We start from the raw sequence: 17,193 nt of genomic DNA, 5'->3' as shown, positions 1-17,193 counted from the left end.
GAAGAACACAGTTGCTCCTACAGGGAGCATCGTAGGATGGCGTGGAGCGGAGCGATACCCATCGCCGCCCCACGCAAAATGCCTGTCAGCCTTCGTTCTTCGGCCAGAACGCTCGAATACCCGCCACGCCCTGGGCTCCGGTCTGCCAGGCGCGTTCGAGGTCGTGCGGGCCGACACCGCCGAGCAGGAACACCGGCTGGTTGAAGCCATCGATCAGCTCCGCTGCCGCTTCCCATCCCAACGCAGGCTCGCCCGGATGGCTCTCGGTGGGCTGCACCGGCGACAGGGTGACGAAATCCACCCCCATGCGCGCCGCCAGCTCCAGTTCCTCGGCGCTGTGGCAGGAAGCCGCGAGCAGACGCTCACGCGGGAACGGGCGACCATTGGGCGCGTATTTGCGCAGTTGCTCGGAGGTCAGGTGCCAGCCGGCCGCCGGAAAGTCTCCCAACCACTCCAGCGGCCCCTTGAGCATCAACTGCGCCTTGCCGGCGCACAGGCCCTGAACATCCACCGCCAGGTCGCGGTACTCGGGGCTGTACATGTTGGGCGCGCGCAACTGGATCAGGCGGATACCACTGGCCACTGCGGCGCGCACGCCCTGCACCAGCTGAGGAATTTCCAGGCCGTCGGGGGTGATCAGGTAGCGATCGGGCAGTCGCGCGGCCTGCACGATGGGCTCATTGGCCGCTGGAAACTCATAGTCCGGCAGATCGCGCGAGGCAACCCAGGCCAGCGGCTGGCCCTCGGCGCCGTGGGGCGCGCCGGAGAAGGCCGAGACTTCCCAGACATCCAGCAGCACGTGCTTGTCGCTATAGTCGTGCTGCACCCGGATCAGCGGGCGCGCCTGCTCGACGTCGATGCCCAGCTCTTCCTTCAGCTCGCGGGCCAAGGCAACCTGTACCGCTTCGCCCTCCTCCACCTTGCCACCGGGAAACTCCCAGAGGCCGCCCTGGTGCTTGTCGTCCGGACGGCGGGCGATCAGCACCCGGCCATCGAGTCCGCGAATCACGGCGGCGGCGACATGTACTCGTTTCACAGTGCTACTCCTCAATCCGATTCAGGCAGGGCCCGCGCAGACGGGCATTCTACCGTCATTGGCGGCCGGGTTCAGGCGCGTTCGACCATCGCCGCGTCCAGCCACGGGCGGAACGCCGGCCAGGCGTAGATGGCGTCGACGTAGTTCTGTGCCTCGATGGGCAGGGTTACGCAGTAGCTGCGCAGGCGCGTGGCGACAGGCGCGTAGAACGCATCGGCGATGCTGGCGTGGCCGAACAGGAACGGGCCGTCCTGGCCGAACTGCTGGCGACACAGCGCCCAGAGCTCGACGATTCGGGCGATATCGGCCGCCACCGCTTCGGGCACTTCGGCCAGCGGCTGGTTGCGCTGGATGTCCATGGGCATGTTCGAGCGCAGCGCCATGAAGCCGCTGTGCATCTCGGCGCAGACCGTACGTGCCAGGGCGCGGGCCGCTTCACCGCGGGGCCAGAGATGGGCTTCGGGGAAGCGTTCGGCGAGGTACTCGGCAATCGACAGGGAATCCCAGATCAGCCCGTGCTCGCACTTGAGCGCCGGCACCTTGCCGCTGGGCGAATGCTCGCGGATGCGCCGCGCGGTGTCCTGGCCACCCAGGGGAATGAGGACTTCCTCGAACTCGGCGCCGGTGAGCTGCATGGCCAGCCAGCCGCGCAGGGACCAGGAGGAGACGTTCTTGCTGCCGATGATCAGGGTGAGGGACATGGACGCGATGCTCTTGAAGGTCAGTCAGGAGACCTTAGAGTGCGGCAGCCATGAAAACAAATTCCCGATTTTCATCGATCCATGAAAATCGGGAATCCGAGTGAAATGACGCGCCGGCACCGGGCCGGCGCCGGATCAGGTGCGGTATTCCGCGTTGATCTTCACGTACTCGTGGGACAGGTCGGTGGTCCAGATGGTCTCGCTGCAGGTGCCGCGGCCGAGATCGATGCGGATGGTGATCTCCTCCTGGGCCATGACTTTCGCGCCCTGGTCCTCGGTGTAGCTGGCAGCACGGCCGCCGCGGCTGGCGATGGCGACGTCGTCCAGGTACACGTCGATCAGGCTGACATCCAGGTCCGGCACACCGGCGCGGCCAACGGCAGCGAGGATGCGACCCCAGTTCGGGTCGGAGGCGAACAGGGCGGTCTTGATCAGTGGCGAGTGGGATACGGCGTAGCCGACGTCCAGGCACTCCTGGTGAGTGGCGCCGCCATTCACCTGCACGGTGACGAACTTGGTGGCGCCTTCGCCGTCGCGAACGATGGCCTGGGCCAGTTCCATGGAGACTTCCAGCACGGCCTGCTTCAGCGCGGCGAACAACGCGCCGGTGGCAGCGGTGATTTCCGGCAGCGCGGCCTGGCCGGTGGCGACCAGCATGCAGCAGTCGTTGGTCGAGGTGTCGCCATCGATGGTGATACGGTTGAACGATTTGTTCGCTGCATCGCGCAACAGATCCTGCAGCACAGCCTGGGCGACCTTGGCATCAGTGGCGATGTAGCCAAGCATGGTGGCCATGTTCGGCTTGATCATGCCCGCGCCCTTGCTGATGCCGGTGACGGTGATGGTCACGCCGTCATGCTCGAACTGGCGGCTGGCGCCCTTGGGCAGGGTGTCGGTGGTCATGATGCCAGCGGCAGCGTCGGCCCAGTTGTCCACGGACAGGTTGGCCAGCGCGGCGGGCAGCGCGGCTTCGATCTTCTCGACCGGCAGCGGCTCGCCGATCACACCGGTGGAGTATGGCAGCACGGCGTTTTCCGCAACACCGGCCAGCTCGGCCAGCTTGGCGCAGGTACGGATGGCGTTGGCCAGGCCCGACTCGCCGGTGCCGGCGTTGGCGTTACCGGTATTGGTCAGCAGGTAGCGCACCGGCCCCAGGAAGCGCTTGCGCGCCAGGATCACCGGAGCGGCGCAGAAGGCGTTGGTGGTGAACACACCGGCCACGGTGGAGCCTTCGGCGCAGCGCATCACCACGATGTCCTTGCGGCCGGGTCGCTTGATGCCGGCGGAGGCGATGCCGAGTTCGAAACCGGGGACCGGGTGCAGGGTGGACATGGGGCCGAGACCAACAGCCATGTGGCGCGCTCCTATCTAGTCAGTGAATCTAGTCAGTGAAACGAATCAGCGATTCAGATGAGAAAAACGCCGCGAGCGGCAGGGCCGGTCGCGGCGTCGGTATCAGGGTCGGGAGGCGTTATTCCACCTGACCGTGGCAGTGCTTGTACTTCTTGCCCGAACCGCAGGGGCACGGCTCGTTGCGGCCGATCTTCGGTTCGTTGCGGATGGGCTCCATCGGCACCACGTTGTCAGACGGTACTTCGCCTTCTTCTTCCGGCTCGTCGGTGACCTGGTCCATGGACGGCGCAGCGGCGTGCTGGAACTGCATGCGCTTGGCCATTTCCTCGGCTTCGCGGCGCAGGCGGGCTTCTTCTTCGGCCGGGTCTTCGCGGCGAACCTGGACGAAGGACAGCACGCGGATGGTGTCGCGCTTGATGGAGTTCAGCAGTTCCTGGAACAGGTTGAAGGACTCGCGCTTGTATTCCTGCTTCGGGTTCTTCTGCGCGTAACCACGCAGGTGGATACCGTGGCGCAGGTGATCCATGGTGGACAGGTGGTCCTTCCACAGGTCGTCCAGCACGCGCAGCAGCATCTGCTTCTCGAAGGTACGCAGGGCTTCGGCGCCCGCCATGTCTTCCTTCTCGTTGTAGGCCGCGACCAGCTCGGTGAGGATCTTCTCGCGCAGGGTTTCCTCGTAGAGCTTCTCGTCGTCGTCCAGCCACTGCTGGATCGGCAGCTTCAGACCGAAATCGCTGTACAGCGCGGCTTCCAGACCGGCGACGTCCCACTGTTCGGGCAGCGACTGCGGCGGAATGTGCTCGCTGACGGTGTTGTTCAGGGTCTCTTCGCGGAACTCGACGATGGTCTCGCCGATGTTGTCGGCCGCAAGCAGGGTGTTGCGCATGTGGTAGATCACCTTGCGCTGCTCGTTGGCGACGTCGTCGAACTCCAGCAGTTGCTTACGGATATCGAAGTTGCGGCCTTCGACCTTGCGCTGGGCCTTTTCGATGGCGTTGGTCACCATGCGGTGCTCGATCGCCTCGCCCGGCTGCATGCCGAGCGCCTTCATGAAGTTCTTCACCCGGTCGGAGGCGAAGATGCGCATCAGGTGGTCTTCCAGCGACAGGTAGAAACGGCTGGAACCCGGGTCACCCTGACGACCGGCACGACCGCGCAACTGGTTGTCGATACGGCGGGACTCGTGGCGCTCGGAGGCAATCACATGCAGGCCACCCGACTCGATGACCTGCTGGTGACGCTTCTGCCAGTCGGCCTTGATCTGCGCGACCTGCTCGTCGGTGGGGTTTTCCAGCGCGGCGACTTCCACTTCCCAGTTGCCGCCCAGCAGGATGTCGGTACCCCGACCGGCCATGTTGGTGGCGATGGTGACCGAGCCCGGACGACCGGCCTGGGCGATGATCTCGGCTTCCTTCTCGTGGTACTTGGCGTTCAGTACCTTGTGCTCGATGCCGGCGTTCTGCAGCAGCTGCGAGACGTACTCGGAGGTCTCGACCGAGGCGGTACCCACGAGGATCGGACGGCCCAGAGCCTGGCACTGCTGCACGTCGGTGATGATGGCGGCGTACTTCTCGTCCTGGGTCAGGTAGACCAGGTCGTTGAAGTCCTTACGGGCGACCGGGCGGTGGGTCGGGATCACCACCACGTCCAGGCCGTAGGTCTGGCGGAATTCGAAGGCCTCGGTGTCGGCGGTACCGGTCATGCCGGCCAGCTTGGTATACAGGCGGAAGTAGTTCTGGAAGGTGGTCGAGGCCAGGGTCTGGCTCTCGGCCTGGATCGGCAAGTTTTCCTTCGCCTCGATGGCCTGGTGCAGGCCCTCGGAGAGGCGACGGCCCGGCATGGTACGGCCGGTGTGCTCGTCGATCAGCAGGACCTGGTCGCCCTGGACGATGTATTCCACGTTGCGGTGGAACAGGGTGTGGGCGCGCAGCGCGGCGTAGACGTGGGTCAGCAGGCTGAGGTTGTGAGCGGAGTAGAGGCTCTCACCCTCGGCCAGCAGGCCATTCTGGGTCAGCAGTTCCTCGACGTAGGCATGGCCCTGCTCGTTGAGTTCGACCTGACGGGTCTTCTCGTCGATGCTGTAATGGCCCTGCTGGGTCACCTGGCCTTCAACTTCCTCGATGTGGCGCTTCAGGCGCGGGATCAGCTTGTTGATCTTGATGTACAGCTCGGAGCTGTCTTCGGCCTGGCCGGAGATGATCAGCGGAGTCCGCGCCTCGTCGATGAGGATGGAGTCCACTTCGTCGACCACGGCGAAGTTCAGCTCGCGCTGGAACTTGTCTTCCAGGCTGAACGCCATGTTGTCGCGCAGGTAATCGAAGCCGAATTCGTTGTTGGTGCCGTAGGTAATGTCGGAGGCATACGCGGCACGCTTCTCCTCCGGCGGCTGGAACGGGCTGACGATGCCGACGGAAAGACCGAGGAACTCATACAGCGGGCGCATCCAGTTGGCGTCGCGGCGGGCCAGGTAGTCGTTCACGGTGACCACGTGCACGCCTTTGCCGGACAGGGCGTTCAGGTAGACAGCCAGGGTACCGACGAGGGTCTTGCCCTCACCGGTACGCATCTCGGCGATCTTGCCTTCGTGCAGGGTCATGCCGCCGATCAGCTGGACATCGAAGTGACGCATGCCCATCACGCGCTTGCCGGCCTCGCGGGCGACGGCGAAAGCCTCTGGAAGGATCTGGTCGAGGGTCTCGCCCTTGGCGACGCGTGCCTTGAACTCTTCGGTCTTGGCCTTCAGTTGCTCATCGGAAAGCGGGACCATCTGGGGCTCGAGTGCATTGATGGCCTGGACCTGCTTGGCCATGCGCTTCACTTCGCGCTCGTTCTTGCTTCCAAAGAGTTTTTTCAACAAAGGCGCAAACATATCGACTGGGTCATCCGAACTGGAGAATTGGAGGGCTGCCCGACTGGCTGGCCGCGGCGCGGAACGGCAATGAAGCGGGCATTCTACCCGGAAACTTCCGGGAAAAAAGTGCCGAAGTCATCCTCCGAAGCTTCGCATTCTGCGAGCCTCGGGGCAATGCATGGGCGGACAACTTTGAGTCCGAGTGAGTGATATGGTGACGCAGACAGGCAACTTCAAGGGCGGACAGTGGCGTCTGGCCCTGGGTGCATCTGTTACCATCCTTCTTCATTCACTCCCGGTTGCTCTCCATGGCCTTCCGCCCCCTGCCCGCCAAGGCGATGACCAAGTTGCTGCGCGAAGCCAAGCCGCTGCAGTCGCTGTTCGCCGAGGCGCAACGCCTCTCGCGCCTGCAGGAACTGCTCGACTCACAATTGCAACCCGCCGCACGCCCCTATTGCCGCGTCGCCTCCTGGCGTGAAGGCAGCCTGCTATTAGTGGTCACCGATGGTCACTGGGCTACGCGCCTGCGCTACCAGCAGAACCGCCTGCTGCGGCAACTGGCCGCGTTCGAGGAATTCAGGGGCCTGGCGCGCATTCTGTTCAAAGTGCAGCCGACGATCCAGGCGCCGACCCGGGTGAACACCAACCGCATCAGCGAGTCCGCCTCTGCCACCCTGCACGAAGCGGCCGAAGGCATCAGCAATCCGCAACTCAAGGCCGCGCTCGAGCGGCTCGCCAGCCGTAGCCGCAAACCACCGGAACCGGGCGAAGAGTAAACAGCGGGGCATAAAAAAAGGCCACCCAAGGGTGGCCTTTAAAAGTTGTAGCTGAAAGGAGGAGGTTCCTTATACGGCCGCAGCGGGTCGCATATAGGAGATCGGCGCGGTCTTGGCGTCCTCGAAGGTCACCACTTCCCAAGCATCCTTGTCTGCGATGAGGGTACGCAGGAGACGGTTGTTCAGGGCGTGACCGGACTTGTAGCCGATGAACTCGCCGATAAGGCTGTTACCCAGCAGGTACAGGTCACCAATGGCGTCCAGGATCTTGTGCTTGACGAACTCGTCCTCGTAACGAAGACCGTCTTCGTTGAGCACTCGATACTCGTCGACCACGATGGCGTTCTCCACGCTGCCACCCAGAGCCAGGTTCTGCGAACGCAGCATCTCGATGTCGCGCATGAACCCGAAGGTACGGGCGCGGCTGACTTCCTTCACGAAGGAAGTGCTGGAGAAATCCACCACGGCTTTCTGGGTGCGACCACGGAAGACCGGGTGATCGAAATCGATCTCGAAGCTCACCTTGAAGCCGTCGAACGGAACGAAGGTGGCGCGCTTGTCGCCCTCTTCCACCGTCACTTCGCGCTTGATGCGGATGAACTTCTTGGCCGCGTCCTGCTCTTGCAGGCCAGCGGACTGGATCAGGAATACGAATGGACCTGCGCTGCCGTCCATGATCGGTACTTCCGACGCGGACAGCTCGACATAGGCGTTGTCGATACCCAGGCCGGCCATGGCCGAAAGCAGATGCTCCACGGTATCCACTTTGACGTCACCCTTGATCAGGGTGGTCGACATGGTGGTTTCGCCGACGTTCGAGGCCCGGGCAGGAATTTCCACCACAGGGTCGAGGTCAGCCCGGCAGAACACGATGCCAGTATCGACGGGAGCCGGCTTCAGGGTCAGGTAAACCTTCTCCCCGGAGTGCAGGCCGACACCGGTCGCCCGGATGATGTTCTTCAAGGTGCGTTGTCTGATCATGGCTTTGGCCGCTTTCGCGCAAGTTGCGAACTGTTGTCAACAATGGGCGGCGATGATAGCAGAACCGCCCTTTGCTGAACACCAATCACATTGATACTCCTGATAAATCGACTCAATCGGCCTGGCGACGCAGGAAGGCCGGGATGTCCAGGTAGTCCAGATCGTCCTGCGGGTTCAGCTTGGCCGCGGTGGCAGCGCCGCCGTGGTTCTGATTGCGCATGACGGTCGGGCGGTCCAGGTCGCGGTAGTTCACCGACTGCTGCTCACGCTGAACCGGAGCCTGGGTGCTGACGGCCTGGGTCTGGACGGTGTTGTCGACGACCTTGACCGGTTTTTCCAGGCGAGCGCCCAGGCCGGTGGCAACGACGGTGACGTGCAGCTCGTCGCGCATGTCCGGGTCGATCACGGTGCCCACCTTCACGGTGGCGTGCTCGGAAGCGAACTGCTCGATGATGTTACCCACGTCGGAGTACTCGCCCAGGGACAGGTCGGGACCGGCGGTGATGTTCACCAGGATGCCGCGGGCGCCCTGCAGGTTGACGTCTTCCAGCAGCGGGTTGCGGATCGCGGCTTCGGTCGCCTCGCGAGCACGGTTCGGGCCGCTGGCGCAGCCGGTGCCCATCATGGCCATGCCCATTTCGCTCATGACGGTTTTCACGTCGGCGAAGTCGACGTTGATCATGCCCGGGCGCTTGATGATGTCGGAGATACCGCGAACGGCACCGGCCAGAACATCGTCAGCCTTGGCAAAGGCGGCCAGCAGGCTCGCGTCCTTGCCCAGGATGGTCAGCAGCTTTTCGTTCGGGATGGTGATCAGCGAGTCGACGCTTTCAGCCAGCGAGCGGATGCCTTCATCGGCGATCTGCATGCGCTTGCGACCCTCGAACGGGAACGGACGGGTCACCACCGCAACGGTGAGGATGCCCATCTCCTTGGCCACTTCGGCGATGATCGGCGCAGCACCGGTACCGGTACCGCCACCCATGCCGGTGGTGATGAAGACCATGTCGGCGCCTTCCAGAACCTCGGCGATACGCTCGCGGTCCTCGATGGCGGCCTGGCGGCCTACTTCAGGGTTGGCGCCAGCGCCCAGGCCCTTGGTCACGCCTGGGCCGAGCTGCAGCACGGTGCGCGCGGCGATGTTCTTCAGCGCCTGCGCATCGGTGTTGGCGCAAATGAATTCGACGCCATCAACGTTGTTCTTGGCCATGTGGTTCACGGCGTTGCCGCCACCACCACCTACGCCGATCACCTTGATGACTGCTGTTTGCGGGACGTTATCTACCAGTTCAAACATTTCCCCTCTCCTTCCTTTCTAGTTGTGTCGCCTACGTTTACCGCGGTGGTAAATCAGAAATTGCCCTGGACCCAGCGTTTAAGCTTTTCCAGTACCGGTGTCTTGGGTTCGTCACTGCTGAAACTGCTGCCGGACATGGAGATGCCGTCGGACTGTTTCTGCAGTCCGTACAGGAGCAGCCCCACACCCGTGGAATAGATGGGATTGCGCACGACGTCGGCCAGTCCCTTGACGCTATGCGGTACGCCCAGGCGTACCGGCATGTGGAAGATCTCTTCGGCCAGTTCGACAGCGCCTTCCATCTTGGCGGTGCCGCCGGTCATGACGATTCCGGCTGGAATCAGGTCTTCGTAACCGCTGCGGCGCAGCTCGGCCTGGACCAGGGTGAACAGCTCGTCGTAACGAGGCTCGACCACTTCGGCAAGCGCCTGGCGCGACAGTTCCCGCGGCGGACGATCACCGACGCTGGGTACCTTGATGGTTTCGCCCGGACCGGCCAATTTGGCCAGCGCGCAGGCGTAGCGAATCTTGATTTCCTCAGCGTACTGAGTCGGGGTGCGCAGCGCCATGGCGATATCGTTGGTGACCTGATCGCCGGCGATCGGGATGACAGCCGTGTGGCGGATGGCGCCTTCGGTGAAGATCGCGATGTCGGTGGTGCCGCCGCCGATGTCCACCAGGCAAACGCCCAGTTCCTTCTCGTCCTCGGTGAGCACGGAGTAGGCCGACGCCAGTTGCTCGAGGATGATGTCGTCGACTTCCAGGCCGCAGCGGCGCACGCACTTCTCGATGTTCTGCGCAGCGTTCACCGCGCAGGTCACCACGTGCACCTTGGCTTCCAGGCGCACGCCGGACATGCCCAGCGGCTCGCGCACGCCTTCCTGGTTATCGATCACGTAGTCCTGGGCCAGGGTGTGCAGCACACGCTGGTCGGCCGGGATGGCCACGGCCTGGGCCGCGTCCAGCACGCGCTCGATGTCCGCGCCGCTGACTTCGCGATCACGAATCGCCACGATGCCGTGGGAGTTCAGGCTGCGGATATGGTTGCCGGCGATGCCGACGAAGGCCGAGTGGATACGGCAGCCCGCCATCTGCTGGGCTTCATCGATGGCGCGCTGGATCGATTGCACAGTGGACTCGATGTTGACCACCACGCCTTTTTTCAGGCCACGGGACGGGTGCGTCCCGATGCCAACGATTTCCAGCTTGCCATCAGCCGCTACCTCGCCCACCAGCGCCACCACCTTGGAGGTGCCGATGTCCAGGCCAACGACCATTTTGCCGCTCTGCACGCTTGCCATGTTTATAGAAGTCTCCTCAACTCACTGCGCGGCGGTGGTCTGAGCCATCGTCGCTTCCGGCACCGGATCACGCCATGCCACGGCCAGGCCGTTGGGGTAGCGCATGTCGATGCGGGCAATTTTCGTAATCTGTTCTTTCAGCGCCTTGTCGTAGATGGTCACGAGCCGGCGAATCTGTTCTACCGCGTGGTCGCGGCCCAGCATGATCTCCACGCCTTGCGCGGTGCCCAGGGTCCAGGCGCCGCGCGAACTCATGTCCAGGCTGGCGATGGTGAAGCCCAGCGGGCGGAGCATCTGGCTGAGAATCTGGTACTGCTGCATCACTTGCTGCTGAGCGCGCTGCGGGCCGGAAAGGCGCGGCAGGTGCTCGTAGTTGGCCACTTCCCGCGGTGCAAAAGCCTGACCCTGATTGTTCAGCAAGGCTTCGTCACCCCAACGGGCGATGGGCAATTGCTCGTCCAGGCGGATAACCACCTGATCAGGCCATACACGGCGCACCTCGGCATGAGCGATCCAGGGCATCTGTTCCAGCTCCTGGCGCATGCCGGCCAGGTCGATGGTGAAGAAGCTGGCCGACACGTAGGGGCTGATCCGCTGCTGCACTGCCGCCTGGCTGATGTAGCTGAGGTCGCCTTCCACGCTGACCTTGGCGATCGGACGGTCTGCATAAGGCAGCACGTACTGCGCGCCGTAGTAGGCACCAGCGCCGAGCACGCCCAGCACCAGCGGCCACAGCAGCACCTTCAGGAAGCCGAAGCTGGGCTTGGGCATGCGAGCGCTGAGCGGCTCCTTGGCCACCAGACGGCTGGCGCCGCGCGGCACCGGCTTGCGTGCGGGAGCACGGCCGATTCCGGGATTCTGGTGACGAAGCTGCGCGCCGTTCATGACTTACCCCCTTGCCTCGACGCTGTCGGCGAGGATCGCCAGCACCAGCTGCTGGAAATCCAGGCCGGCCGCGCGCGCGGCCATGGGCACCAGGCTGTGGTCGGTCATGCCCGGTGCGGTGTTCACTTCCAACAGCCAGAAGCGCCCTTGGGCGTCCTGCATCACGTCGGTCCGGCCCCAGCCCTGGATGCCGAGGGCATCGCAGGCGCGCGCGGTCAGGTCCTTGAGTTCCTGTTCCTTGTCGGCATCCAGGCCGCAGGGAATCTGGTACTGGGTATCGTTGGCCAGGTACTTGGCGTCGTAGTCGTAGAAGGTGTGCGGGGTGCCCAGGCGAATGGGCGGCAGCACCTGGCCACGCAAGATCGCGACGGTAAACTCGGGGCCGCTGATCCATTGCTCGACGAGCACCTGCGGATCGTATTTCGCGGCACCGGCCCAGGCGGCAATCAGCTCTTGCTCGCTGTTCACCTTCGCCATGCCGATGCTCGAACCCTCGCTGGCCGGCTTGACGATCAGCGGGAAGCCCAGTTTCGCCGCAGCCGCGCGGCAATCTTCCTCGCTGGCGAGGACGGCGTGGTCAGGCGTCGGCAGACCGAGGCTCAGCCACACGCGCTTGGTACGCAGCTTGTCCATGGCCAGGGCGGACGCCAGCACACCGCTGCCGGTGTAGGGGATGCCGGCGATTTCCAGCAGGCCCTGCATGGTCCCATCTTCACCGCCACGACCGTGGAGGATGATGAAGGCGCGGTCGATCTTCTCGCGGGTCAGACGTTCCAGCAGATCGTCGCCCACGTCGATGCCGAAGGCAGCCACGCCCGCGCCCTGCAGGGCCTGCAGCACCATGGCGCCGGACTTCAGCGACACCTCGCGCTCGGCGCTCTTGCCGCCGTACAGCACGGCGACGCGACCGAAGGCGCGGGGCTCGAGGGCGGATTTGAGGGCGTCACTCATTGCTTCTTCCCCTCGGCGCCCGCAGCAGCGGCGCCGAACATCGGATTCTTGATCAGTGCCGGAGCCAGCCCGCCGATGTCGCCGGCGCCTTGGCAAAGCAGGATGTCGCCCGGACGCAGCAGCGGCTTTAGCAGCGAGGCGAGGTCGCCACCGCGCTCCAGGTAGATCGGATCGAGCTGGCCGCGCTGGCGGATGCTGTGGCACAGGTGACGGCTGTCGGCGCCGGGGATCGGCTCTTCGCCGGCCGGGTAGACCTCCATCAGCATCAGCACATTGGCCTCGCCGAGCACCTGTACGAAGTCGTCATACAGATCGCGGGTACGACTGAAGCGGTGCGGCTGGTAGACCATCACCAGGCGACGCTCCGGCCAACCGCCGCGCACGGCCTTGATCACTGCCGCGACTTCGCGCGGGTGGTGGCCGTAGTCGTCGACCAGCATCACGCTGCCGCCTTCCACCTGCAGGTCGCCATAGACCTGGAAGCGCCGGCCCACGCCCTGGAAGCCGGACAGGCCCTGGACGATGGCTTCGTCGGAGATACCTTCGTCGGTAGCGATGACGATGGTCGCCAGGGAGTTCAGCACGTTGTGCAGGCCGGGCATGTTCACCGAGACGTCCAGCGGCTCGCGCTCGGGGCGCAGTACGGTGAAGTAGGTGCGCATGCCTTCCTGGCGGATATTGATGGCGCGGACGTCCGCGTCCTCGCTCAGGCCGTAGGTCACGGTCGGACGCGCCACCTGCGGCAGGATCTCACGCACCACCGGGTCGTCCACGCAGACCACGGCCAGGCCGTAGAACGGCAGGTTATGCAGGAAGTCGACGAAGGTGCGCTTGAGTTTGTTGAAGTCGCCGCCGTAGGTGCTCATGTGGTCAGCGTCGATATTGGTGACCACCGAGACCATCGGCTGCAGGTGCAGGAAGCTGGCGTCGCTCTCGTCGGCCTCGGCCACCAGGTAGCGGCTGGTGCCCAGCTGCGCGTTGGTGCCGGCAGCGTTCAGGCGGCCGCCGATGACGAAGGTCGGGTCCAGCCCGCCGGCGGCGAATACCGAGGCGATCAGGCTGGTGGTGGTGGTCTTGCCATGGGTACCGGCGACGGCGATGCCGTGGCGGTAGCGCATCAGCTCGGCGAGCATCTCGGCGCGCGGCACCACCGGCACGCGGCGATCCAGCGCGGCGGCAACTTCCGGGTTCGACTTGTTCACTGCGCTGGACACCACCAGCACATCAGCGCCATCGGAGTTTTCCGCGCGGTGACCGATGAAGATTTCCGCGCCGAACTTTTCCAGGCGCTCGGTGACCGGAGAAGCCTTGAGGTCCGAGCCGGAGACTTCGTAGCCGAGGTTGAGCAGCACCTCCGCGATACCGCACATGCCCACGCCGCCGATGCCGACGAAGTGGATGCGACGGATGCGCCGCATGGTACGGGTGACGCCGGTGGGTTCTTTAACCACGGGCCACCTCCAGGCAGGCATCGACTACCGTGCGGGTAGCCTCGGGCTTGGCCAGGCTGCGGGCGCGAGCGGCCATGCGGGTCAGGGAATCGGGATGCATCAATACCTCGGACAACTGCGCGGCCAGTTCGGCAGCGCTGGTAGATTTCTGCGGCAGCAGGTGGGCAGCGCCCTCCCGCACCAGGAATTCGGCGTTCTTGGTCTGGTGGTCGTCGATCGCGTGGGGCAGCGGCACCAGGAAGGACGGCAGGCCGGCGGCGGTCAGCTCGCTGACGGTCAGTGCACCGGCGCGGCAGATGACCAGATCGGCCCAGGCGTAGGCCGCGGCCATGTCGGCGATGAACGGACCTACGTCCGCTTCGACACCCGCGGCGCGATAACGCTCCGCCGTGATTTCGTCGTGCTGACGACCGGCCTGATGGCGAATGGCCGGGCGAATCTGTGCCTGCACCTGCGCCAGCGCTTCAGGCAACAGCTTGTTCAGCGGCTCGGCGCCCAGGCTGCCGCCCAGTACCAGCAGGTTGACACGACGACCGGCCAGCGGTGCGCGGGCGCCCTCTTCCAGGAACAATTCGGCGCGCACCGGGTTGCCGGTGGTCAGGCGCTTGGCGCTGCTGTCGAAGGTGTCCGGGAAGGCTTCGCAGACGCGCTTGGCCAGCGGCGCGAGGCTGCGGTTGGCGGTGCCGGCGACGGCATTCTGTTCATGGATCACCAGCGGCACGCCGGACAGCTTGGCGGCCAGTCCGCCCGGACCAGTGACGTAGCCACCCAGGCCGAGCACGCACACCGGCTTGAGCTGGCGAACCACGCCGATAGCCTGGAACAGCGACTTGAGCAGGTCGAACGGCGCGCGCAGCAGCGACTTCAGGCCCTTGCCACGCAAGCCGCTGACGTTGATCAGGTGCAACGGTAGGCCGGCCTTGGGTACCAGGTCGTTCTCGATGCCGCGCGGAGTGCCCAGCCAGTGCACGCTGTAACCGCGCGCCTGGAACTCACGGGCGCAGGCCAGGGCCGGGAACACATGTCCGCCGGTGCCACCCGCCATGATCAGGACGTTACCTTTCATCGGCAAAGTCCTCTTCGCTGAATTCATATTCCTCGCTGCCCATCACGGTGCGGCGTTCCCATTCGATGCGCAGCAGCATTCCCAGCTGGGCGCAGCAGATCACCAGGGACGAACCGCCATAGCTGAGGAACGGCAGGGTCAGGCCCTTGGTCGGCAGCAGGCCGACGTTCACACCCACGTTGATCAGGAACTGGCCGATCCACAGGAAGGCCAGGCCGTAGGCGACGTAAGCGGAGAAGTACTGTTTCGACTGCTCGGCCCAGATGCCGATGTACAGCGCGCGCAGGCTGACGAAGACGAACAGGGCCACGGTGGCCATGGCGCCGACGATGCCCAGCTCTTCGGCGAGCACGGCGAACACGAAGTCGGTGTGCGCTTCGGGCAGGTAGAACTGCTTCTGGATGCTGTTGCCCAGGCCCATGCCGGTCCAGCCGCCACGGCCGAAGGCGATCAGCGCCTGGCTGAGCTGGTAGCCCGCGCCGAACTGGTCGGCCCAGGGGTCGGTGAAGTTGGTCAGGCGTGCCATCCGGTAGGGCTGGGTCTGGATCAGCAGCACCACGGCACCGACCGCCAGCGCGACCATCAGGCCGAAGCGGAACAGGCCCACGCCGCCGAGGAACAGCATCGCGGCGGCAGCGCCCATCATCACCACGGTGGCGCCGAAGTCCGGCTCGCGCAGCAGCAGGCCGGCCATGGGCAGCAGCACCACGAACGGCTTGAAGAAGCCCAGCCAGCTCTCGCGCACTTCTTCCTGACGACGAACCAGGTAGCCGGCCATGAAGATCACCACGAAGACCTTGGCGATCTCCGAGGGCTGGATGTTGAACAGACCGAAGCCGATCCAGCGCATGGAGCCGTTCACCTCGCGGCCGATGCCGGGGGTGATCACCATGACCAGCAGCACGAAGGCCACGGCCAGCAGTTTCCAGCCCCAGCGCTGCCAGGTTTCCATCGGCACCATCATGGTCACGCCGCAGGCGACGAAGCCGATGGCCAGGTAGATCAGGTGGCGGACCGAGAAGTACAGCGGGTTGCCGGACTGCGCCGCGGCGACTTCGGAGGATGCCGAAGTGACCATCACCAACCCCAGGCCGAGTAGCGCCAGGCAACCTGCCAGCAACGGGAAATCGATATCGATGCCGTTGCGGCTGATCAGCGGGGACGGGTACGGGCGCAGGAAGGAGAACATCAGGCGAGGTCCTCCACGGCCTTGGCGAACAGCCGTCCGCGTTCTTCGTAGTTCTTGAACATGTCCAGGCTCGCGCAGGCCGGCGACAGCAGCACGGCGTCGCCCGGCAGGGCGAGGTCGGCAGCGTGCTCGACGGCTTCCTCGAGGGTATTCACACGAACCTTGGGTACGGCATTGCCGATGGCGGCACTCACCAGCTCGGCATCGCGGCCCAGCAGCACCACAGCACGGCAGTGCTGGGCAACGGGGCCACGCAGGTCATTGAAGTCGGCGCCCTTGCCGTCGCCTCCGGCGATCAGCAGCAGCTTGCCGTCGATATCGGCGCCCAGGCCTTCGATGGCGGCCAGGGCGGCGCCGACATTGGTGGCCTTGGAGTCGTCGTAGTAGTTCACGCCGTTGCGCTCGCGCACCCACTGGCAGCGGTGGGCAAGGCCGGCGAATTCACGCAGGGTCTGCAGCATCGGTTCGAACGGCAGGCCAACGGCATGACCCAGGGCCAGCGCGGCCAGGGCATTGGACTGGTTGTGCGCGCCGCGAATCTTCAGCTCGCGGGCCGGCATCAGCTTGTCGAACTGGAAGGCCAGCCACTTTTCGCCGTCTTCTTCGATCAGGCCGAAGGCCTTGAAGTCCGGCTTGTTGGTGCCGAAAGTCCAGCACGGCACGTTGTCGGCGATCAGCGGGCGGCTCAGCGCGTCGGCGCGGTTCACCACGACCTGCTTCGCGCCACGGAAAATGCGGTGCTTGGCCAGGTGGTAGTCGGCCATGCCGTCGTAGCGGTCCATGTGGTCTTCGCTGACGTTCAGGCAGGTGGCGACTTCGGCGTTGAGGCGCTCGCAGGTTTCCAGCTGGAAGCTGGACAGCTCCACCACATACAACTCGACGTCATCGGCCAGCAGGTCCAGCGCCGGAGTGCCGAGGTTACCGCCCACGGCGACGCGCTTGCCGGCAGCCTTGGCCATGTCGCCTACCAGGGTGGTGACGGTGCTCTTGGCGTTGGAACCGGTGATGGCGACGATCGGCGCCTTCGCATGACGCGCGAACAGGTCGACATCGCCGGACAGGCGTACGCCGCGAGCCGCAGCCTCCACCAGCGCAGGCACGCGCAGCGACAGGCCGGGGCTCACGTAGAGCTCCTGGGCGCGGCAGAGGAAATCGGCGTCGAGGTCGCCGCAGCGCACCTCGACCTGCGGGTACTGCTCGCGCAGGGTCGCCAGCTCCGGCGGATTCGCGCGCGTATCGGCCACGGCAAACGGCACACCCTGGCGCGCCAGGAAGCGCACCAGGGACATGCCGCTCTTGCCGAGGCCGACAACGATGCGGAATTGGTCGGAAGCGATCAGGCTCATGCTCGATCA

General features: G+C 64.8%; 14 protein-coding genes. 1 reads left to right on the top strand and 13 read right to left on the bottom strand.

What is annotated here, in order from left to right; genetic code table 11:
• Positions 1 to 85 precede the first annotated feature (85 nt).
• The 4 genes from PNI01S_RS11610 to secA all read right to left on the bottom strand — a co-directional run bounded on the left by PNI01S_RS11610 (position 86) and on the right by secA (position 5,959).
• Positions 86 to 1,036: a Nudix family hydrolase gene (locus PNI01S_RS11610; protein WP_084358281.1), complete on the bottom strand. Its 951-nt coding sequence runs from the start codon at positions 1,034 to 1,036 to the stop codon at positions 86 to 88.
• A gap of 71 nt (positions 1,037 to 1,107) precedes the next feature.
• Positions 1,108 to 1,737, bottom strand: coding sequence for a glutathione S-transferase family protein (locus PNI01S_RS11605; protein ID WP_084358280.1), 630 nt, complete (start codon positions 1,735 to 1,737; stop codon positions 1,108 to 1,110).
• 135 nt (positions 1,738 to 1,872) lie between these two features.
• Positions 1,873 to 3,090 carry a bifunctional glutamate N-acetyltransferase/amino-acid acetyltransferase ArgJ gene (gene argJ / locus PNI01S_RS11600; protein ID WP_024764070.1) on the bottom strand — a complete coding sequence of 406 codons (1,218 nt, stop codon included), beginning with the start codon at positions 3,088 to 3,090 and terminating at the stop codon, positions 1,873 to 1,875.
• Between the two features lie 118 nt (positions 3,091 to 3,208).
• Positions 3,209 to 5,959: a preprotein translocase subunit SecA gene (gene secA / locus PNI01S_RS11595; protein WP_084358279.1), complete on the bottom strand. Its 2,751-nt coding sequence runs from the start codon at positions 5,957 to 5,959 to the stop codon at positions 3,209 to 3,211.
• Positions 5,960 to 6,249: 290 nt separating this feature from the next.
• Between secA and PNI01S_RS11590 the strand changes: the two genes are divergently transcribed.
• Positions 6,250 to 6,717: a DUF721 domain-containing protein gene (locus PNI01S_RS11590; protein WP_084358278.1), complete on the top strand. Its 468-nt coding sequence runs from the start codon at positions 6,250 to 6,252 to the stop codon at positions 6,715 to 6,717.
• A gap of 69 nt (positions 6,718 to 6,786) precedes the next feature.
• Here the strand turns inward: PNI01S_RS11590 and lpxC are convergent, their stop codons facing one another.
• The 9 genes from lpxC to murD all read right to left on the bottom strand — a co-directional run bounded on the left by lpxC (position 6,787) and on the right by murD (position 17,184).
• Positions 6,787 to 7,698 (bottom strand): UDP-3-O-acyl-N-acetylglucosamine deacetylase, encoded by a 912-nt coding sequence (gene lpxC, locus PNI01S_RS11585; protein ID WP_024764067.1) that lies wholly within the window; start codon positions 7,696 to 7,698, stop codon positions 6,787 to 6,789.
• Positions 7,699 to 7,810: 112 nt separating this feature from the next.
• Positions 7,811 to 8,995 (bottom strand): cell division protein FtsZ, encoded by a 1,185-nt coding sequence (gene ftsZ / locus PNI01S_RS11580; protein WP_017518095.1) that lies wholly within the window; start codon positions 8,993 to 8,995, stop codon positions 7,811 to 7,813.
• Positions 8,996 to 9,048: 53 nt separating this feature from the next.
• Positions 9,049 to 10,296, bottom strand: coding sequence for a cell division protein FtsA (gene ftsA, locus PNI01S_RS11575; RefSeq protein WP_024764065.1), 1,248 nt, complete (start codon positions 10,294 to 10,296; stop codon positions 9,049 to 9,051).
• 21 nt (positions 10,297 to 10,317) lie between these two features.
• On the bottom strand, positions 10,318 to 11,181 hold the full coding sequence (locus PNI01S_RS11570; protein ID WP_084358277.1) for a cell division protein FtsQ/DivIB: 864 nt from the start codon (positions 11,179 to 11,181) through the stop codon (positions 10,318 to 10,320).
• Between the two features lie 3 nt (positions 11,182 to 11,184).
• Positions 11,185 to 12,132, bottom strand: coding sequence for a D-alanine--D-alanine ligase (locus tag PNI01S_RS11565; RefSeq protein ID WP_024764063.1), 948 nt, complete (start codon positions 12,130 to 12,132; stop codon positions 11,185 to 11,187).
• Complete coding sequence (gene murC, locus PNI01S_RS11560) at positions 12,129 to 13,583, bottom strand: UDP-N-acetylmuramate--L-alanine ligase (protein WP_054906587.1); 1,455 nt, start codon at positions 13,581 to 13,583, stop codon at positions 12,129 to 12,131. The genes PNI01S_RS11565 and murC overlap by 4 nt, the downstream gene beginning before the upstream one ends.
• A complete protein-coding gene (gene murG / locus PNI01S_RS11555) occupies positions 13,576 to 14,649 on the bottom strand; it encodes an undecaprenyldiphospho-muramoylpentapeptide beta-N-acetylglucosaminyltransferase (protein ID WP_084358276.1) in 1,074 nt (357 codons plus the stop codon). Before murG ends, murC begins: the two co-directional genes overlap by 8 nt.
• The gene (gene ftsW / locus PNI01S_RS11550) at positions 14,639 to 15,838 is read right to left on the bottom strand and encodes a putative lipid II flippase FtsW (RefSeq protein WP_017518101.1); all 1,200 of its coding nucleotides are present in this window, start codon (positions 15,836 to 15,838) and stop codon (positions 14,639 to 14,641) included. Before ftsW ends, murG begins: the two co-directional genes overlap by 11 nt.
• Positions 15,838 to 17,184 (bottom strand): UDP-N-acetylmuramoyl-L-alanine--D-glutamate ligase, encoded by a 1,347-nt coding sequence (gene murD, locus PNI01S_RS11545; RefSeq protein WP_084358275.1) that lies wholly within the window; start codon positions 17,182 to 17,184, stop codon positions 15,838 to 15,840. Before murD ends, ftsW begins: the two co-directional genes overlap by 1 nt.
• Positions 17,185 to 17,193 lie beyond the last annotated feature (9 nt).

The organism is Pseudomonas nitroreducens NBRC 12694, assembly GCF_002091755.1.
GTDB lineage: Bacteria > Pseudomonadota > Gammaproteobacteria > Pseudomonadales > Pseudomonadaceae > Pseudomonas > Pseudomonas nitroreducens.
This window is presented reverse-complemented; position numbering and strand designations above follow the sequence as displayed.